Origin of the sequence: Nocardiopsis sp. N85 (assembly GCF_028882275.1) — a bacterium.
Taxonomy (GTDB): Bacteria; Actinomycetota; Actinomycetes; order Streptosporangiales; family Streptosporangiaceae; genus Nocardiopsis; species Nocardiopsis lambiniae.
The window spans coordinates 1-15,682 of sequence record NZ_JARBUT010000005.1 but is presented as its reverse complement, the minus strand read 5'-3'; the positions used below and the strand labels follow the sequence as shown (position 1 = coordinate 15,682).

General features: G+C 71.8%; 18 protein-coding genes. 12 read left to right on the top strand and 6 right to left on the bottom strand.

Annotated elements, in window-relative coordinates; genetic code table 11:
* Positions 1-268 precede the first annotated feature (268 nt).
* A complete protein-coding gene (locus tag PWG71_RS09015) occupies positions 269-880 on the top strand; it encodes a hypothetical protein (protein WP_274809126.1) in 612 nt (203 codons plus the stop codon).
* Positions 881-958: 78 nt separating this feature from the next.
* On the opposite strand, the gene PWG71_RS09010 is transcribed toward PWG71_RS09015, so the two are convergent.
* Positions 959-2,563 carry an FAD-binding oxidoreductase gene (locus tag PWG71_RS09010; RefSeq protein ID WP_274809125.1) on the bottom strand — a complete coding sequence of 535 codons (1,605 nt, stop codon included), beginning with the start codon at positions 2,561-2,563 and terminating at the stop codon, positions 959-961.
* Positions 2,564-2,580: 17 nt separating this feature from the next.
* On the opposite strand from PWG71_RS09010, the gene PWG71_RS09005 reads away from it, so the two are divergent.
* The 4 genes from PWG71_RS09005 (at position 2,581) to PWG71_RS08990 (ending at position 6,724) form a co-directional block, all read left to right on the top strand.
* A complete protein-coding gene (locus PWG71_RS09005; protein ID WP_274809124.1) occupies positions 2,581-3,168 on the top strand; it encodes a TetR/AcrR family transcriptional regulator in 588 nt (195 codons plus the stop codon).
* Between the two features lie 43 nt (positions 3,169-3,211).
* Positions 3,212-4,738: a glycerol-3-phosphate dehydrogenase/oxidase gene (locus tag PWG71_RS09000; RefSeq protein WP_274809123.1), complete on the top strand. Its 1,527-nt coding sequence runs from the start codon at positions 3,212-3,214 to the stop codon at positions 4,736-4,738.
* Positions 4,739-5,011: 273 nt separating this feature from the next.
* Positions 5,012-5,566: an ATP-binding protein gene (locus PWG71_RS08995; RefSeq protein WP_274809122.1), complete on the top strand. Its 555-nt coding sequence runs from the start codon at positions 5,012-5,014 to the stop codon at positions 5,564-5,566.
* 267 nt (positions 5,567-5,833) lie between these two features.
* Positions 5,834-6,724 carry a bile acid:sodium symporter family protein gene (locus PWG71_RS08990; RefSeq protein ID WP_274809121.1) on the top strand — a complete coding sequence of 297 codons (891 nt, stop codon included), beginning with the start codon at positions 5,834-5,836 and terminating at the stop codon, positions 6,722-6,724.
* A 13-nt stretch (positions 6,725-6,737) separates the two neighbouring features.
* Here PWG71_RS08990 and PWG71_RS08985 read toward each other — a convergent pair whose 3' ends face one another.
* Complete coding sequence (locus tag PWG71_RS08985) at positions 6,738-7,079, bottom strand: hypothetical protein (protein WP_274809120.1); 342 nt, start codon at positions 7,077-7,079, stop codon at positions 6,738-6,740.
* 442 nt (positions 7,080-7,521) lie between these two features.
* Here PWG71_RS08985 and PWG71_RS08980 point away from each other — a divergent pair, with 442 nt between their 5' ends.
* The 5 genes from PWG71_RS08980 (at position 7,522) to PWG71_RS08960 (ending at position 10,015) form a co-directional block, all read left to right on the top strand.
* A complete protein-coding gene (locus tag PWG71_RS08980; RefSeq protein WP_274809119.1) occupies positions 7,522-8,061 on the top strand; it encodes a DinB family protein in 540 nt (179 codons plus the stop codon).
* 153 nt (positions 8,062-8,214) lie between these two features.
* A complete protein-coding gene (locus PWG71_RS08975; RefSeq protein WP_274809118.1) occupies positions 8,215-8,676 on the top strand; it encodes a hypothetical protein in 462 nt (153 codons plus the stop codon).
* 275 nt (positions 8,677-8,951) lie between these two features.
* Entirely contained in the window at positions 8,952-9,101 is a 150-nt protein-coding gene (locus PWG71_RS08970; RefSeq protein ID WP_274809117.1) for a hypothetical protein, read from the top strand.
* A gap of 14 nt (positions 9,102-9,115) precedes the next feature.
* Positions 9,116-9,373 (top strand): hypothetical protein, encoded by a 258-nt coding sequence (locus tag PWG71_RS08965; RefSeq protein ID WP_274809116.1) that lies wholly within the window; start codon positions 9,116-9,118, stop codon positions 9,371-9,373.
* A 168-nt stretch (positions 9,374-9,541) separates the two neighbouring features.
* Positions 9,542-10,015, top strand: coding sequence for a hypothetical protein (locus PWG71_RS08960; protein WP_274809115.1), 474 nt, complete (start codon positions 9,542-9,544; stop codon positions 10,013-10,015).
* Between the two features lie 301 nt (positions 10,016-10,316).
* Here the strand turns inward: PWG71_RS08960 and PWG71_RS08955 are convergent, their stop codons facing one another.
* From PWG71_RS08955 to PWG71_RS08945, 3 genes are all read right to left on the bottom strand, one after another.
* Positions 10,317-10,841: an LURP-one-related/scramblase family protein gene (locus tag PWG71_RS08955; protein ID WP_274809114.1), complete on the bottom strand. Its 525-nt coding sequence runs from the start codon at positions 10,839-10,841 to the stop codon at positions 10,317-10,319.
* A gap of 66 nt (positions 10,842-10,907) precedes the next feature.
* A complete protein-coding gene (locus PWG71_RS08950) occupies positions 10,908-11,363 on the bottom strand; it encodes a MarR family winged helix-turn-helix transcriptional regulator (RefSeq protein ID WP_274809113.1) in 456 nt (151 codons plus the stop codon).
* Between the two features lie 15 nt (positions 11,364-11,378).
* Positions 11,379-11,654 carry a hypothetical protein gene (locus PWG71_RS08945; RefSeq protein WP_274809112.1) on the bottom strand — a complete coding sequence of 92 codons (276 nt, stop codon included), beginning with the start codon at positions 11,652-11,654 and terminating at the stop codon, positions 11,379-11,381.
* Positions 11,655-11,770: 116 nt separating this feature from the next.
* Here PWG71_RS08945 and PWG71_RS08940 point away from each other — a divergent pair, with 116 nt between their 5' ends.
* Positions 11,771-12,472 carry an exonuclease domain-containing protein gene (locus PWG71_RS08940; protein ID WP_274809111.1) on the top strand — a complete coding sequence of 234 codons (702 nt, stop codon included), beginning with the start codon at positions 11,771-11,773 and terminating at the stop codon, positions 12,470-12,472.
* Between the two features lie 25 nt (positions 12,473-12,497).
* Here PWG71_RS08940 and PWG71_RS08935 read toward each other — a convergent pair whose 3' ends face one another.
* Positions 12,498-13,265, bottom strand: a complete 768-nt coding sequence (locus PWG71_RS08935; protein WP_274809110.1) for a FadR/GntR family transcriptional regulator — start codon at positions 13,263-13,265, stop codon at positions 12,498-12,500.
* Between the two features lie 1,198 nt (positions 13,266-14,463).
* Between PWG71_RS08935 and PWG71_RS08930 the strand changes: the two genes are divergently transcribed.
* Positions 14,464-15,183, top strand: a complete 720-nt coding sequence (locus PWG71_RS08930) for a pentapeptide repeat-containing protein (protein ID WP_274809108.1) — start codon at positions 14,464-14,466, stop codon at positions 15,181-15,183.
* The last annotated feature ends 499 nt before the right edge of the window (positions 15,184-15,682 follow it).

The following is a 15,682-nucleotide window of genomic DNA, read 5'->3' as shown; positions in this document are numbered from 1 at the left end:
CCGCGGAACCGATGACGTATCCCCCTGACGACCGTTCCTTCCCCGGCCGACCCGGCGACCCGGGCTTTCCGGGCGTACCGGGAACGCCCGGCGGCGTTCCCGCCCCGCCCGGGTTCGGCCCGCCTCCGGGCGCGGCGGGTTCCCGCCGCCCGGCCCGCCGCCCCCGCCCGGCGGTGGGTATCCCGGCGGCCCCCACCCGCCGCAGGGTCCGGTGGGCCCGCCCGGGCCGCCGCGCCGTTCCCGCAGGGGATGGGCGATCGGCGCCGGCGTGCTCGCGGGTGTGCTCGTGGCGGGCCTGCTGGGGTTCGTCGCGTGGGATGCCATGGGCGGGCGCCCCTACGGTGAGCTGCCCTCCTGTCGTGAGCTGCTGCCCTCCCAGGTGATCGACACCGTTCCGGACGCCGACCGGCCCCGGGCGGAGGGGGAGTTCCTCTCGGCCGAGGACTCCGACTGGTACCCCGACACGGACGAGGAGGGCTACCTCGGCAGGATCTCCTGCGCCGTCACCGACCGTGACGACTCACGGCTGCTCGGCGTCGACGTCGCCCTGTACGACCACGAGGTCTACCTCGACGGGTTCGAGGAGATGCGGCAGGAGATGGAGGACACGGTGGAGGACTGGGAACGCGGCCGCAACGACGAGGCCGTCCTCGCGTGGGAGCCCAGCGGCGCCGGCGAGTCCGGAATGACGGTCCTCTACTCGTTCGACTTCGACGAGGGGGAGCGGACGGGCAGCTCCTACTTCCTCGACGTCAACACCCGGATCGCGATCGACCACCCGGTCCCCGAGAGCATGGACGACGCCGAGGCCATCGACTTCCTGAACGGTTTCGCCCGCCAGGTCGAACGACGGCTCGCCCGTACCGCCGAACGGGTGTGAGCGCTCGGATCCACCGGTTCCGGGGACCTGACCGGCGCGGGGCGCGCGGGCGCCGCCCTCGGCGCCCGCACCCCTCCCTCAGGGGATGAGCTTGCCCGGGTTGAGCACGCCCTCCGGGTCCAGCGCCGCCTTCACCGACCGCAGCACCTCCACGCCCAGCGGACCGATCTCCTCGGCCATCCACGGCCGGTGATCGGTGCCCACCGCGTGATGGTGGGTGATGGTGCCGCCGTGCGCCACGATCGCGTCGGAGGCGGCGCGCTTGGCGCCCTCCCACCGGGCCAACGGGTCCGCGCCCGCCGCCGTCGCCACGGTGAAGTACAGGGACGCACCCGTCGGGTAGGTGTGCGACACGTGGCACATCACCACGACACCGCCCTCGTCCCCCTCCAAGGCCCCGGTCAGGGCGCGCGTGACGGCCGCGTACAGCGGCAGCAGATCGGTCCAGGTCGCCGCGGTCTCCAGGGTCTCGGCGAGGATGCCCGCCGACAACAGGGTGTCGCGCAGGTAGGGGGAGGAGAAGCGGTTCTCCCGCCAGTGGGCCACCGGTTCGGGACCCGACGGGGTTCCACCCGCCCGGACGAGCACCTCGCGGACCACCGCGGACCGGGCCGCGACCTCGGCCTCGGAACCCTCGAAACCGAGGACGGCCTGGCAGCCGGGCTGCGCCGCCCGACCGCCCATCGCGGCGCCCACGAACGTCTCGGACTCGTCGAGGATCCGCGCCATCGTGGGGCGGGTGTCGGACTGGGCCAGGGCGCGCAGGGCGTCCACCCCCGTGGCGAAGTCGGGGAACGACCAGGCCTCGTCCAGGACGGTCTCCGGTACGGGTCGCACCCGCAGACCGACCTCGGTGATCACACCGAGGGTCCCCTCCGAGCCGATCAGCAAGCGGCGCAGGTCCGGGCCGGCCGCCGACGCCGGGACCCCGCCCGCCTCCAGGGTCCCGCGCGGAGTGGCCGCGCGCAACGACACCACCATGTCCTCGAACCGACCGTACCCGGAGGAGGCCTGACCGCTGGAACGCGTCGCCGCGTATCCGCCGATGGTCGCGTACTCGTGGCTCTGCGGCAGGTGCCCCAGCATCAGGCCGTGCTCGGCCAGGAGCCGCTCGGCGTGCGGACCGCGCACACCCGCGCCCAGGACGGCGGTCATCGAGGTGGCGTCCAGGGAGACCAGTCGGTCCAGTCGGCGCAGGTCCAGCGCGACGACCGCGTCGAAGCGGCCCCGCAACGGCGTCAGTCCGCCCACGACGCTGGTGCCGCCTCCGAAGGGCACCACCGCGATCCGCCGTGCCGAGCACACCTCCAGCAGACGTTGGACCTCGTCGTGGTCGGCCGGGTACAGGACCGCGTCGGGCGCGGGGTCGGCCCGGCCGGCCCGGCGCAGCAGCAGGTCGGGGGTGCTCTTGCCACCGGAATGACGCAGCCGGGAGGCCGCGTCGTCGACGACGTGCTCCTCGCCGACCACGGCGGACAGGGCGGCGCGGTCCGGGCCGGTCAGGGCGGCGGGCGGAAGTTCCACCCGCTCCTCGGCGACAGGGGGGCGTTCGGTGAACCGGGCGCGGAGCACCTGGGCGATGAGATCGCGCAGGCCGGGGTCGAGTTCCCGGGCCTTGGCCGGATCGCCCCAGGCGAACCAGCTCATCTCGGGGGAGGTGCGGGGTGTGGTGTCGTCAGCCATGCTCTACAGTTTTACACATGGCGTCAAAACGTAACGTTGAAGATCAGATCCTCGACGCGGCCCGGGCCTGCGTCGTGGACTTCGGGGTGCGCCGCACCACGCTGACCGACGTCGCCCGTCGCGCCGGGGTCAGCCGGCCGACCGTCTACCGGCGCTGGCCCGACGTCACCGCGCTCGTCGCCGACCTGCTCACCCGGGAACTGCGGCGGATCCTCCTCGACGAGGAGATGGCCGACGAGCACGACCTCGCCGACGAGAGCGTGCGGGTCCGCCTCGTTCTGCACGTGGCCGGTGTGGCCAGGGCGATGCTGCGCCATCCGCTCTTCACCCGGATCGTCGACACCGAACCCGAACTCATGACCACCTACACGTTCCAGCGGCTGGGCGCGAGTCACCACTCCGCCCTGGAGATCCTCGAACCCGCGGTCTCCCAAGGCCAGGCGGACGGTTCGATCCGTTCGGGGGACCCGCGCGTCCTGGCCCGCCTGGTCCTGGTCACCGCGCAGAACACCGTCACCTCACGCCACCTGTTCGCCGACCTCCTGGACGAGGAGGCGATCGTGGACGAACTCGCGACCCTCGTCGACGGATACCTGGCCCCCTGACCGACCCCCGCCCTTCGCACATCCCCAGGAAAGGACCGCTCGCATGAGCACCAGCACCTCCCTGAACGCAGCCCGTCGGAGCGCCGATCTGGCCGCGCTGGAGGCCGGCCCCCGGGTCGACGTCCTGGTCGTCGGAGGGGGCGTGACCGGTGCCGGCGTGGCCCTGGACGCCGTCTCCCGCGGGTTGTCCACCGTGCTCGTCGAACGCCACGACCTGGCCTTCGGTACCAGCCGGTGGAGTTCGAAACTGGTGCACGGCGGTCTGCGCTACCTCGCCAGGGGACAGATCGGCATCGCCTACGAGAGCGCCCGCGAACGCGACGTCCTCATGCGGGTCACCGCCCCCCACCTGGTGCGGCCCCTGCCGATGGTCGTTCCCGTCCACCGCGACCTCGCCGGGCCGATGGGCGGACTGCTCGCCCGCGCCGGCATGGGCCTGGGCGACGTGCTCCGCCGCCTCGCGGGCACCCCCGACTCCGTGCTGCCCCGACCTCGCCTGCTCGACGCCCGCCGCACCCGGCGACTGCTGCCCGGGGTGGACCCCGAAGGACTGCTCGGCGGCGTCCTGTCCTTCGACGGCCAGCTCATCGACGACGCCCGCCTCGTCCTGGCGCTGGCACGCACCGCCGCGGGGCTGGGCACCCGCGTCATCACCCGCTGCTCGGCCGAGAACGTCACCGCCGACGGCGTCGTCCTGCGCGACGAGATCACCGGCCGTCTGGTGCCCCTGCGGCCGCGCGCCGTCGTCAACGCCACCGGCGTCCACGCCGACCACCTCGACCCCGGCATCCGGCTCAGCCCCAGCAGGGGAAGCCACCTGGTGCTCGACGGCGCCGTCCTGGGGCATCCCAAGGTGGCGCTCACCGTCCCGGTGGAGGGCGGCGCCGCCCGGTTCGTGTTCGCCCTGCCCCAACCGGACGGGCGGATCTTCCTCGGACTCACCGACGAACCCGTGGAGGGGCCCGCGCCCCGGATCCCCGAGGTCCCGGCGCAGGACGTCGACTTCCTGCTGGAACAGGTCAACCGGGCCCTGCGGGTCCCGCTCCGCCGCGAGGACGTCATCGGCGCGTTCGCGGGGCTGCGCCCCCTCCTGCACGGCGACGGCGTCAGCTCCGACCTGTCCCGCGAGCACTCCGTGACGGTCGCCCCCAACGGCATGGTCACCGTCGTCGGCGGCAAACTCACCACCTACCGGGCGATGGCGGAGAAGGCCGTGGACACCGTGGTCGACCGGCACCGGATGCCCGCGGGTCCCTGCCGGACCCGCTCCCTGCCCCTGGTCGGCGCCGCGTCCAGGGAGGGGCTCGACGCCCTGGCGGCACCGCGACGGCTGGTCGCCCGCTACGGGACCGAGGCGCTCGCCGTCCTGGCCGAGGCCGACGACGACCCGACCCTGTCGGAGCCGATCGCCGCCGGCGTCACCGGGGCGGAACTCCGGTTCGGGGTCCGTCACGAGGGCGCCCTGGACGTGGACGACCTGTTGGCCCGGCGCACCCGTATCGCCTTGGTGGACGAGGACAGGGCGAAGGCGGAGAAGGCGGCCGAGGAGGCGCTGGCGGCGTCGGTCTGACGGGCGCGGACGGAAGGGGGCGGACCGGAGGGCATGGACCGGAAGGGCGCGGACGGAAGGGCGCGGACGGGAGGGGCGGCGGCCTCCGGAGGGGTGCCCGGTGACGCTGGAGGAACGCGCCACACCGACATCCCCTGTCCCAGGGGGGGCGGATCGCGTATGGTCATACCGGTCCCGCGCCGCCCCGTCCCCCGCGGCGATCCGGACACTCCCGCAGCCGCCCCCTCCCACGGTTCGCCTGCCCACTGAGCCGCCCCGCCGAAGGAGTCATCCATGCCCTCACTCGTTGCCGTGCCCGCCCTGGCCGAGGCCGAGGACAGCGTCCTCACGGGTGTTCCGGACGAGTACCGGCACTACTTCAACGGGCGCCCGCCGGTGCCCTTCACCAAACGCCACTGGGAGTTCTCCGGCGAGCCCGCGAGCATCCCCCTGGCCCGCGCCTTCCTGGACACCTGCGCGGCCACCCGCGACAGCGACTTCCGCTACGTGTTCGCGCTGCTGGGCACGGAGCTGGCGACCAACGCGATCCGGCACAGCAGGTCGGGGGAGGAGGGGCAGACCTTCGTCCTGCGGGTGGCGCGCAACGTCACCGGGCTGACCCTGGTCTGCCGCGACAACGGGACGCCCGCCCGGTCCCTGGGCGGTGGGGACGGGCCGCTGGTCCCGGTGCCGCCCACGGGAGACCGGCTCACCGCGGAGAACGGCCGCGGCCTGGCCCTCGTCGACAGCTTCGCCACCACCTGGGGCGACAACGGCCATCCCAGCATCCGCAAGGTGTGGTTCCACCTGGCCTACGACATGACCGGCAGTTCCTGGCCCGCCGCCTGAACCCGTACCGGTCGTCCCACGGCCCCCGTTCGTCCCTCCGAGCCCGTCCGCTGCGCCCGTCCCACCCGACCCCGGTCCCCCACCGGGGTCTTGTCATGTCCGCCCACGACATGGGAACATACCGGCCAGTAGGTCGGGTGTGACGCATATCACCGCAAGGCGCGATCGGGTCGCGTCCACCCGCCGCGCCCCCGCATTCGCCGTCGAAGGCGATCCCCCGACCACGAGCCGCGTCCCCCGCGGCCCGACCACGAGGAGCCGACACCCTTGGACTCCACCATCGCCACGATCGCGCTGCCCGCCGCGCTGGCCATCATCATGCTGGGCCTGGGCCTCAGCCTGACCCTCGCGGACTTCACCCGACTGATCCGGGTCCCGGGCACCGTGGCGCTCATCCTCGGTTGCCAGATCATCCTGCTGCCGCTGATCTGCTTCGGCCTGGTCCTGCTCTTCCAGCCGCCGCCCGCCCTCGCGGTCGGCATGATGCTGCTGGCCGCCTCGCCCGGCGGCACCACCGCGAGCCTGTACAGCCACCTGTTCCGCGGCAACGTCGCCCTCAACATCTCGCTGACGGCGCTCAACTCCCTCACCGCGATGGTGACCCTGCCGCTCATCACCAACCTGTCGCTGGCCTACTTCATGAGCGACGGCGACACCCTCGGCCTCCAGGCGGACAAGGTCCTCCAGGTCTTCGCGATCATCCTCATCCCCGTCGCCATCGGCATGCTCATCAGGGCGAAGGCGGAGTCCTTCGCGCTGCGCATGGAGAAGCCCGTCAAGATCGCCTCGGTGTTCGTGCTGTTCGGCGTCATCGCCGTCGCCGTCTACCAGGAACTGGACAACATCGGCGATTACATCGTGTCGGTGGGCCTCATGGTGTTGCTGTTCAACATCGCCGGCCTCGTCATCGGCTACTGGGCGCCGCGCCTGATCGGCACCGGTCGCCCCGAGTCCATCGCCTCCTGCATGGAGATCGGTCTGCACAACACCACGCTGTCCCTGGCCATCGCCCTCAGCCCGGCGCTGCTCAACAGCACGGAGATCGCCATCCCCTCCGCGGTCTACGGCGTGCTCATGTTCTTCACCGCCGCCGCCACGGGTGTCCTCCTGGCCCGCCGCTCCGCCCGGGAGGACGTCGTGCGGGAGGGCGCGAACTGACCGGACCGCACCCTCACCGGTCCGCGTGAGGGGGGTCCGCGCCGTCGGCCCGGGAGCGACCCGCCCCGCCCTCCCGGGCCGCGAGCGGCTCCGCCCGGGAGGGGAGGAGCCGGGCCAGGGTGAGCCGGGCGTGCACACGCGCCGCGGGGATCACCGCCCAACGCAGCGGGAACAGCCCGAGGACGATCTCCACCGAAGTCGCGAGCACGGCCGTGGCCGGGTCGGCCACCCGCATCCACAGGAACCGCGTGCCCCCCGGCAGCGCCCACCGGAACGGGTACCGGAGGGCGCTCACCGGCAGCAGCGCGGCGCACGGGCCGAGCAGACCGAGGGGGACGCCGAGCAGGGCGGACACGGGGGAGCCGGCGGGTGAGGCGCGGGGTCGAGGGCGACCGCCACGGGCGGCGCGGATCCGCTTCCGGTGCCGGCGCGGGCTCCGGGGCGGGTGAGCCCGGCGGTCGGGCGGCCCGTCCTCCGTGCCGGTCCGCGCCCAGAGGCGCGACGGGAACGGCCCCGGCCCGCCCACCGGGGCGTGGCCACCAGGATCAGGGTCACCGGCGGGGCGACCGGGGAGACCAACGCCGCGCCCGGGGTCGTCGACGGGTAGCCGACCGATCTCGCGACGGCCCCCTATCCCGAGCATCCGATTCATCCTCTTTCGTGCGCCTTTTCCTGTTCCCCCGACGGTCTGCGGCATGCGCGCCGGCCCGGCACCACGGCGGGCGCGCGGCCGAACCACGACGGGCCGCCGGTCCACCGGTCGGGTGATCGTCGGTGCCCTGGGAAAGGATGGGGGGATGACACGCATCCCCGAGAGGAACCTCTCCCCCCGCATCGACGCGGACCGGCCGTCCCCGCCCCCGCACGGGAGCGAAAGGGAGGTGCTGACCACCCACCTCGACTGGCACCGCACCACCTTCGAGGCCAAGTGCGCAGGGCTCGCCGCCGAACCGCTCTCCCGGCGGGCGGTGCCGCCCTCCACGTTGAGCCTGCACGGCCTGATCCGCCACCTGGCCGGGGGGGAGCGGTGGTGGCTGCGCATCCGCTTCGCCGGCGAGGAGGTGCCGATGCTCCACTACTCCGACGACGACCCCGACCAGGACTTCGAGGACCTGTCCGGGGACCCGGTCGAGGCGCTCGCCCGATGGCGCGCCGAGGTCGAGCGCTCACGGGAGATCACGGCGGCCTCCTCGCTCGACGACCTCGGGGCCGACGCCGTCCACGGCGGACCCACGCAACTGCGGGTCATCCTGGTGAAGCTGATCGGCGAGTACGCCCGCCACAACGGCCACGCGGACCTGCTGCGCGAACGTATCGACGGCGCGACCGGGTACTGACACGACCGGGTGTCGGCCGATTCCGGCCCGGACGTGACCGGCTTCGGTCCCGGTTCGGACGACGAAGGGACGAAAAGGTATCTTCGGTGCCTTGATCGGGAAAGACGACCTCATCGGAATCGTCGGAGTCAGCCCGCCGGAAGGAGGGGCCACGTGCCCTCCCAGAGCCGCACACCCCTGATACGCCCGGTCTCGGGCGTCTACGTCCGCAACGTCCTCCAGAGTTGCGGCGGACACTTCGCCGTGGCCTGGGCGGAAGCCGAGCCCTTGCCCGCAGGGACCCCGGACGGGTTCGTCTTCGTCGCCGCCGTCCCCCCTCACGGGCCCCGCGGTGAACGGATGCCCGGCGAGCTCGTCGCGGCCTTCGCCGACGGCGTCCGGTCGGCCTGGTCGGAGGGGACCGCGACGCCACCGCTGGAAGCCCTCGTGCGACTGGTCGACGCCCGCTGGCACGGTGAGGACTCCACTCCGCGGGCCTTCCACACGACGGGGGAGATGGCCGCACTGGAACTCTCCCGCTGCGTCGCCGAGGACCGGCCCCCGCGGCCGGTCCTGCACAGCCGCCGAGAACCCTTCCTGCCCTGGGAACGGGACCTGATCGTGCCGACCGGGTGACCGGCCGGCACTGGACCGAACTCCGGGCCGAGGACGGGGCCACGCCCCGCCGGTACGCCCTGGACGGTGCGGTCGCCCTGGGCCACCTGTTCCTCTGCCCGAGGTGCTCCCCGCCGGGGCCTCCTCCGCCCCGCGGCCTGGGCGCACGCCGCCGTGGTCGGGATCTGCGCGCTCGGAATCCTCCTGCGCCGGCGGCTGCCCCCGGCCGCCTTCACCGTGACCGTGACCGCGGCCGGGCTGGTCGCGGCGTTCGCCGGCCGGGGGCGTTCCCGCTGTTGCCCGCGGCCTGGGCGCTGTACCTCCGGGCCCTGACCGCCGACCGGGTGAGGACACGACCCCGGCACGGGATGTACCTGCTGGTCGCGGTGCTGATCCCGGTCTCCGTCGGCGACCCCTGGAGGAGGGGCCTCTTCCCGCCCTGGTGACGGGTGCGGTGCTCATGGGACCGTCGTGGCTGCTGGGGCGCTCGGTCCGGGAACGCCACCAGCAGGAGCGGCGCGCCGTCGAGGCGGTCGCGGCCGAGGCGCGTACCCGTGAGCGGCTGCACCTGGCCGGAGAGGTCCACGACATCGTCTCCCACACGCCCGGCGAGGTCACCGCGGCCCACCCCTCCCTGGAGGAGGCGTTCTTCGCGCTCACCGAGGGCGACCGGTGCTCGCCGTCGTCCGCGCCGAGGCGTACGAGCTCGGCGCCCTGACCGCCCCCGTGCTCACGATGCCGGCGACCCCGCTCCTCAGCATCGGACTCGCGTGGCTGTCCGCCTGGTCGGTCGGCGATGCGCCGACCCACCGTCCGGAGCTGATCGTGGCCGGTTTCACCCCCGAGTCGAGCGGGTTCGACGCCCGTCTCCTACGGGCAGGTCGTAATGGTGACCCTGGGCGCTCTGGCGGTGGGCACCGAGTACCGCGGCGGGCAGATCCGCACCGCGCTGCTCGCCGTGCCCGGACGGCCGCGCCCGCTGGGAGGCAAGGCCGTGGTACCGGCGGCCGCCGCCCTTGCCGTGGCCGCGGTCACCGTGGTCGCCTCGTTCACCGCCACCCAGATCGGGCTGGGGGAGCACGGCCTGCCCACGGACCGACTCCCGGAGTCGGAGGTGCTGGACGCGATGGCCGGCGCCGTCGTCTACCGGGTGCCCCTCGCCCTGCTGTCCGCGGGTCTCACCGCGGTCGTGCGCAACACGGCGGTGTCGATGGTCGTGCTGATCGCGATGGCACTGTCCTTCCACCTCTCGATGCTCACCGGTCTGGCGGACTACCTCCCCGACCGGACCGGAGCACAGATGTTCGCGCTGGACGGATTCCAGAACACCCCCTGGCCGCCATCGAGGGCGGAGCGGTGATGGCGGGCCCGGGTGCTGGCCGTGTGGCTGCTCGCCGCGGTGCTGTTCGTCCGCCGCGACACCTGAGACCGGCCTCGGCGGCCGGAGCCGTGCGCGGGGTCCCCGTGCACGGCCGGGGATTCCCGCGGAGCGGCGGGCCCCGGGGCCGTCCGGTCCGCCGGACGGCCCCGGGCGGCGACCCGGTTCAGTGGGCTCCGCGCCCGGACGCTCCCTCGGAGGACGCTCCTATGGATGTCAAGCGGCTTGGGCGAGGTCGGGCCGAGCGGGTGGGGGCCCGACCTCGGGGGGCCGACCCGCCTGGTCAGTCGTCGTCCTTCTCACCCTTGTCGTCCTTGTCGTCGCGGGTGAGGGTGTCCACCGCGACGGCGACGCTGATCGCCAGGGCCGGGTCGCCGCCGATGTCGGACCGGTGGGTGTTGACGTCCACCGCGTAGGTGTCGCGGACGCGGAACCACTTGCGGGAGATGTGCGCGACGGTGCCGTGCTCGTCGGAGATCACGTACTCCTTGCCGAAGAAGTCGCCGGTGACCTCCCAGTCGGGGGCGTCCTCCATCTCCACGATGAGCTTCTCCTTGAGGGGGTCGAAGAACCGCTCGCGCACGGTGGCCACGGTCCTGCCGTCGCGCTCGATGCGCATCTGGTCGCGCACCTTGAACAGTTTGCGGCGGATGGTGGTGAGGACGTTGCCCTCGATGTCCTGTAGTTCGAAGGTCGTACGGATGCGCAGGGCCTTGCCATCGACGAGGTAGACCTTGCGGTCGTTCTCGTCGGTGACCCAGTAGTCGTCACCGATGTCGAAGACGCGTTCGCGTACCAGGAATTTCATGTGTCCAAACTAGGTCGCGCGGACCGGGCGCACCAGAGGGACCGGGTCCCCTGTGGACAACGGGTCTCAGCGGCTCGGACGGGGCTCCAGAGCACGCAGGGCGCCCACCAGGGGGGCCAGTTCCGGCGTGGCCCCGGCCTCGTCGAGCGCTCCGCGCAGCACCCGGTCGTGGGTGGGCCGGGCCTCGGCGAGCAGTTCCACGCCGGCCGGGGCGAGCTCGGTGTGGATGCCCCGCCGGTCGTCCGCGCACAGGACCCGGGTGAGCAGTCCCCGGTCCTCCAAACGGGTGACCAGGCGCGTGGTGGCGCTGTTGGACAGGGCGGCGGTGTGGGCGAGCCGGCGCATCCGCATGTGCCGGCCGTCCTGGCGGTCCAGGGCGTCCAGAACGGTGTACTCGACGACCGAGATCCCGTGCCCGCCTTGGAGCGCCTTCTCCAAGGCGGTCTCGACGAGTGCGTGCACGGCGGCGAGGGTGCGCCAGCCGTGGGCTCGGATCTCGACGGCGTCGTCGGCGATGCCCATGTCGGCCTCCCGGTATCAGGAGGCAAAGGCTAGCAGCTTGCGCAGATAGAAGGCGCGTGCAACTATTTTCGCCGCGCCGGCGACCAGGGCGCGCGGAACGGGGCGTCCTCCCCCGAGGAGCACTTCCACGCCGCTCGCGCTCCACGCCCCCGCCACCGGGGCTTCGACACCGGCCTCGGCGGATTCGTCGTGGGGTCCGCCCGCGCTCGCCTCGTGCGCCGACATCGCCGCGCTCGACACCGGGGCGGCCGGGCCCGGCCGCCCCTCACCGCCGTGGACCGGAGCGGCCATCACCGTCCTCGGCGTCGCCGCCATGGCCGCCGCCGCCCGGCCGCCCGGCGGGATCGGGCACCGAACGTCATCGAGAGGGGGCACGATAGGACTGCACCGCGAACGGAAGGGCATACATGAGCTGGCACACCCGCCCCATGGCCGCACTGGACTTCGAGTCCACCGGGCTGGACGTCTCCACCGACCGGATCGTCACCGCCGCACTGTGGCTGATCGATCCGACCGCCCGGACCAAGGAGGCCCGGACCTGGCTGGCCGACCCGGGTGTGGAGATCCCCGAGGAGGCGACCGCCATCCACGGCATCACCACGGCCCAGGCCCGGGAACACGGTCGGCCGGCGGTGCAGGTCGTCACCGAGATCGCCGCCGCCCTGGAGAAGCTCGGCGCCGACGGGGTCCCGGTGGTGGTCTACAACGCCCCCTACGACCTGGGTCTGCTCTCCGCCGAACTGGACCGCCACGGACTGTCCACCGGCTTCCTGGCGGACCTGCGGGTCATCGACCCCCTGGTGCTCGACAAGCACACCGACCCCTACCGGCGGGGCGGCCGCAGGCTCATCGACGTGTGCGCCCACCACGGCGTGTCCCTGGACGAACGGCAGGCGCACGGGGCCGCGGCCGACGCGCTGGCCGCCGCCCGGCTGGCCTGGCGGATCGGAACGGCCCACGAGGAGCTCACCGCCCTGGACCTGGACGCGCTGCACACCGCCCAGGTCGGGTGGAAGGCCGAACAGGCCGCGTCCTTCCAGGCCTACCTGCGCCGTGGCCGCGACCCGGAGGCGGTCATCGACGGGAGCTGGCCCATCGCCGCGGGCTGAACCCGGTCACCGCCCCTCGGGGGTGTCACCGGTCGCCGGCCCGCAGCCCCGGCAGCCGCGCGTACGCGTAGCGGATGTGCTCCTCCACCAGGTCCGCCGCGCGTTCGCCCCGGCGCGCCTCGATCGCCTCCAGGAGATCCCGGTGGTGTCCGCGCAGCACCTCTGCCAGGTCCGCCCAGTCCCCGGCGCTCCGGAAACCGGAGAGGACCTGCTGTTTCATCGACTCGCGGATGGCGATGGTCATGTCCGAGACCAGCCGGTTCCCGGCGGCCTCGGCGATCGCCACGTGGAAACGGGTGTCGAACTCGTTGAACTCCTCGCGAGTGAGGGTCACGTCGTCCATGGCGTCCAACGGGGCGCGCATCCGCGCCAGGTGCCCGGCGTCGGCCTCGCGCGCGGCCAGGGCCGCGCTGGTGCGTTCGAGCATCACCCGCGCCTCGATGACGTCCACCAGCGGGAAGCTGGTCAGCGCCACGTGCAGGCGCAGCATCCGGGTGAGCGCGCCGCTGGGCATCGCGGTGACCACGGTGCCGGCGCCCTTTCCGGAACCGACCGAGGACCGGACCACCCCGTGCGCCTCCAGGGTCCGGATGGCCTCGCGCACGGCGGCGCGGCTGACCTCCAGCCAGGCGGCGAGTTCGCGTTCCGGGGGCAGGTGGTCGCCCACCTTGAGCGCCCCGCCGATGATCTGCTCCTCGACGCGGTCGACCACGAGCTCGTAGGCACGGCTCCGAGAGACCGGCCGCCAGGAAGGTTCCGCGGGGAGCGGATCACCCGTACTCGACTCGTTCACGGCGCAGGCCCTCCGTTGTCCCCTCGTCGCCTCACGGTGCCGTCATCCTACGGTCCGCTTCCCGTGGCGCCCCATCGGCGACTCCCGCGCACCTGCCCGCCCCGTCGGGTGCGGGGCCGCAGGGCCCCGGCGCGTCCCGTCCGTCGCGTGTCCGGGGGAGGAACGGGCCCGGAAACACGAAAGGCGCCCCAAAGGACGCCGTATCGCCTGGTCAGCGAGGTGAATTCGCTGGTCCGTCTTGTGTGCCCCCTGCAGGATTCGAACCTGCGCACACGGCTCCGGAGGCCGTAGGGCTGAATCGCGCTGACCTACCCGAACACCGCCCCAGACGCTCCCCCCGTCCGCCACCCGACCAGAGCCCCCTCGAAGGCCCGCTCCCGGCAGCGCGCTCCCCCCTCCATGGCTAGCCATTGGGGGGCACCTGCTGTACTTCACCTTTTAGAGAGTAAGAAGAACTAGCCTCCGCAGCCTCCGCACTGCTAGAGAGACGGAGCCTCACCTGCGAGAACGTTGCGGAGGCTGAACTTGACTCTCAGCCTCCGGTAGCCTCCGCAGCCTCCGGTCCAGCCTCCGCGCCTGTTGGGGGCTCATCAGATGGCTACCGGTGCCCCCTGGCTAGCCTCGGAGGTGCATGACGTAGGCCGCGATGGGCCGTCCTGGATCTCTGTCTGGTACATGGGCGCGGGTTTGCTCCCTCATGACCCAGGGGATGCTCCCTTACTGACAGGATTCGGGGTGATGTGGTGGCTTTCAGAACGCGGCAAGGCTTGGCTGCAGGTGCGACCGTTGCCATCGCCGCCGCGATAAACGTCGCCACAGGCATGCTCACTCAGCGTTGGGACCTGGCCTGGCTGGCCGCGGTGATCGCACTCGTAGTGGTGGGAGCGGCCCTTCAGGCATGGTTGACACTCACCGGCCAGCCGGACTCGAACCCGCCATCTCGCCAGTCGGTCTCCGGTACCGAGGTCGGTGGGAGTCTTGAACAACACGGGGCCGAGCAGCAAACAGTCTCCAAGAGCAAGGTCCGGCAGAACCTCCGCCAGCGGAGACGCGGTCGATGACCTCCGGGAACGCCGATCCGCCGAGTCGGAGCCAAGATCGACAGTCGGTCCAGAACAGTTCGGTCGGCGGCCATCTGATACAGATCTTCGTTGGCGGAGGTGTCCCCCTCGGTCGCAGAACGTTCCTGGTCGGTATTGTGACCGTCACCGGTATTTCCCTGGCTGGATACTTCCTTCCCTCCGAAGAACCGCAGAGCATGCGACCTCCGCTGATCGGAGAGTTGGCACAGGACCTGTCTTCGTCGAGCGCCGAACGCCGCTCCGCCGCTATCGCTCTAATCGCTGAGAGGTTGCCGCTCGATCACCCCGATCGAAATGCGGGGATAGCTGCCTTGGTTAATCATCTCAGTGCTCGTCTCCCGGACGATGGGAGCACGGTCGCAGAGGCCAGCGATACCTTGACTGCGTTGGGACTCGCCCAAGTGCCATCCGACCAGATCGACCTGCGCTACTCCTATCTCGACGGCATCGATGTCAGCGGACTCGAGTTCGCTGACGGCATTCCCTTGTACGGTGCCAGCCTCAAAGACGCGACCCTGGTCAACGTTCTGATTGGTTCGGGTAACTGGCAGGACATGTTCATGGAACGGTCCTGGCTCGGCAACTGTCGATTCAGGAGAGTTCTGTTCACGGGCACAGACTTAAGCTACGTCAACGCCCCGGGAACAGAATTCCGCGAGTGCCAATTCTCACGGGCAGTTTTGACTGGAGCGGATTTCTCCACATCGGTCTTCATTGACTGCGACTTCAAAGGCGAGGATTTCGTAGTGGAATCAGCTCGCGGCCTTCCAGCGGTGTGGGACCCTGACGATCCACCTCAATGGCCTGCTGGCTTTCTCCCCAACATCCTGACCTAGGTATTTTTGAACGGGTGAGATGGCGGGTCGGCAGCCGTAGATCTGAATCATGCTGACCTGCCCGAACCCCGTCAGTGGTTTCGCCCCCGTCCGCCACCTAAACCAGAGCCCGCCTACAGAGCCCTCAGCGAAGAAAGAAATTTTTGTTGATACTTGGGGGATAGTGAACGGAGGAGAAGAGCGAGTAGGACGGCAACTGGCCCAACAGGCCCACCTCGTCGGGTGGGCTTCGGAGCGGGATCTCTGGCGGGAGTTCCTGCACTGGATCAGCTGCGGGAGGCTCGGCCAAGGGGACTGGCAGCCGCCGCCCGAGCTGGACACCCCGTGCAGGATACGTTTTCGCCGCTGCCTGAGCGGGACGGCTGGCGCCAGCGGGTGGCCAACCTGCACCACGAGCTACACCAAGAGGTCGTCTTCTCATTCGATTACCGGCTCTGCTCCTTCGCGGAGGACGGCCGTCAAGGCCACGCGCCACCCAGAACGGGGCGACCACAGGACC

What these genes read in the sequence shown, in the direction of transcription:
- PWG71_RS08955 (WP_274809114.1), bottom strand. Translation starts at nt 10,841, where the DNA reads ATGAAATTCCTGGTACGCGAACGCGTCTTCGACATCGGTGACGACTAC.
- PWG71_RS08965 (WP_274809116.1), top strand. Translation starts at nt 9,116, where the DNA reads ATGGGACCGTCGTGGCTGCTGGGGCGCTCGGTCCGGGAACGCCACCAG.
- PWG71_RS08995 (WP_274809122.1), top strand. Translation starts at nt 5,012, where the DNA reads ATGCCCTCACTCGTTGCCGTGCCCGCCCTGGCCGAGGCCGAGGACAGC.
- PWG71_RS08945 (WP_274809112.1), bottom strand. Translation starts at nt 11,654, where the DNA reads ATGGCCGCTCCGGTCCACGGCGGTGAGGGGCGGCCGGGCCCGGCCGCC.
- PWG71_RS09005 (WP_274809124.1), top strand. Translation starts at nt 2,581, where the DNA reads ATGGCGTCAAAACGTAACGTTGAAGATCAGATCCTCGACGCGGCCCGG.
- PWG71_RS09000 (WP_274809123.1), top strand. Translation starts at nt 3,212, where the DNA reads ATGAGCACCAGCACCTCCCTGAACGCAGCCCGTCGGAGCGCCGATCTG.
- PWG71_RS09010 (WP_274809125.1), bottom strand. Translation starts at nt 2,563, where the DNA reads ATGGCTGACGACACCACACCCCGCACCTCCCCCGAGATGAGCTGGTTC.
- PWG71_RS08980 (WP_274809119.1), top strand. Translation starts at nt 7,522, where the DNA reads ATGACACGCATCCCCGAGAGGAACCTCTCCCCCCGCATCGACGCGGAC.
- PWG71_RS08940 (WP_274809111.1), top strand. Translation starts at nt 11,771, where the DNA reads ATGAGCTGGCACACCCGCCCCATGGCCGCACTGGACTTCGAGTCCACC.
- PWG71_RS08960 (WP_274809115.1), top strand. Translation starts at nt 9,542, where the DNA reads ATGGTGACCCTGGGCGCTCTGGCGGTGGGCACCGAGTACCGCGGCGGG.
- PWG71_RS08950 (WP_274809113.1), bottom strand. Translation starts at nt 11,363, where the DNA reads ATGGGCATCGCCGACGACGCCGTCGAGATCCGAGCCCACGGCTGGCGC.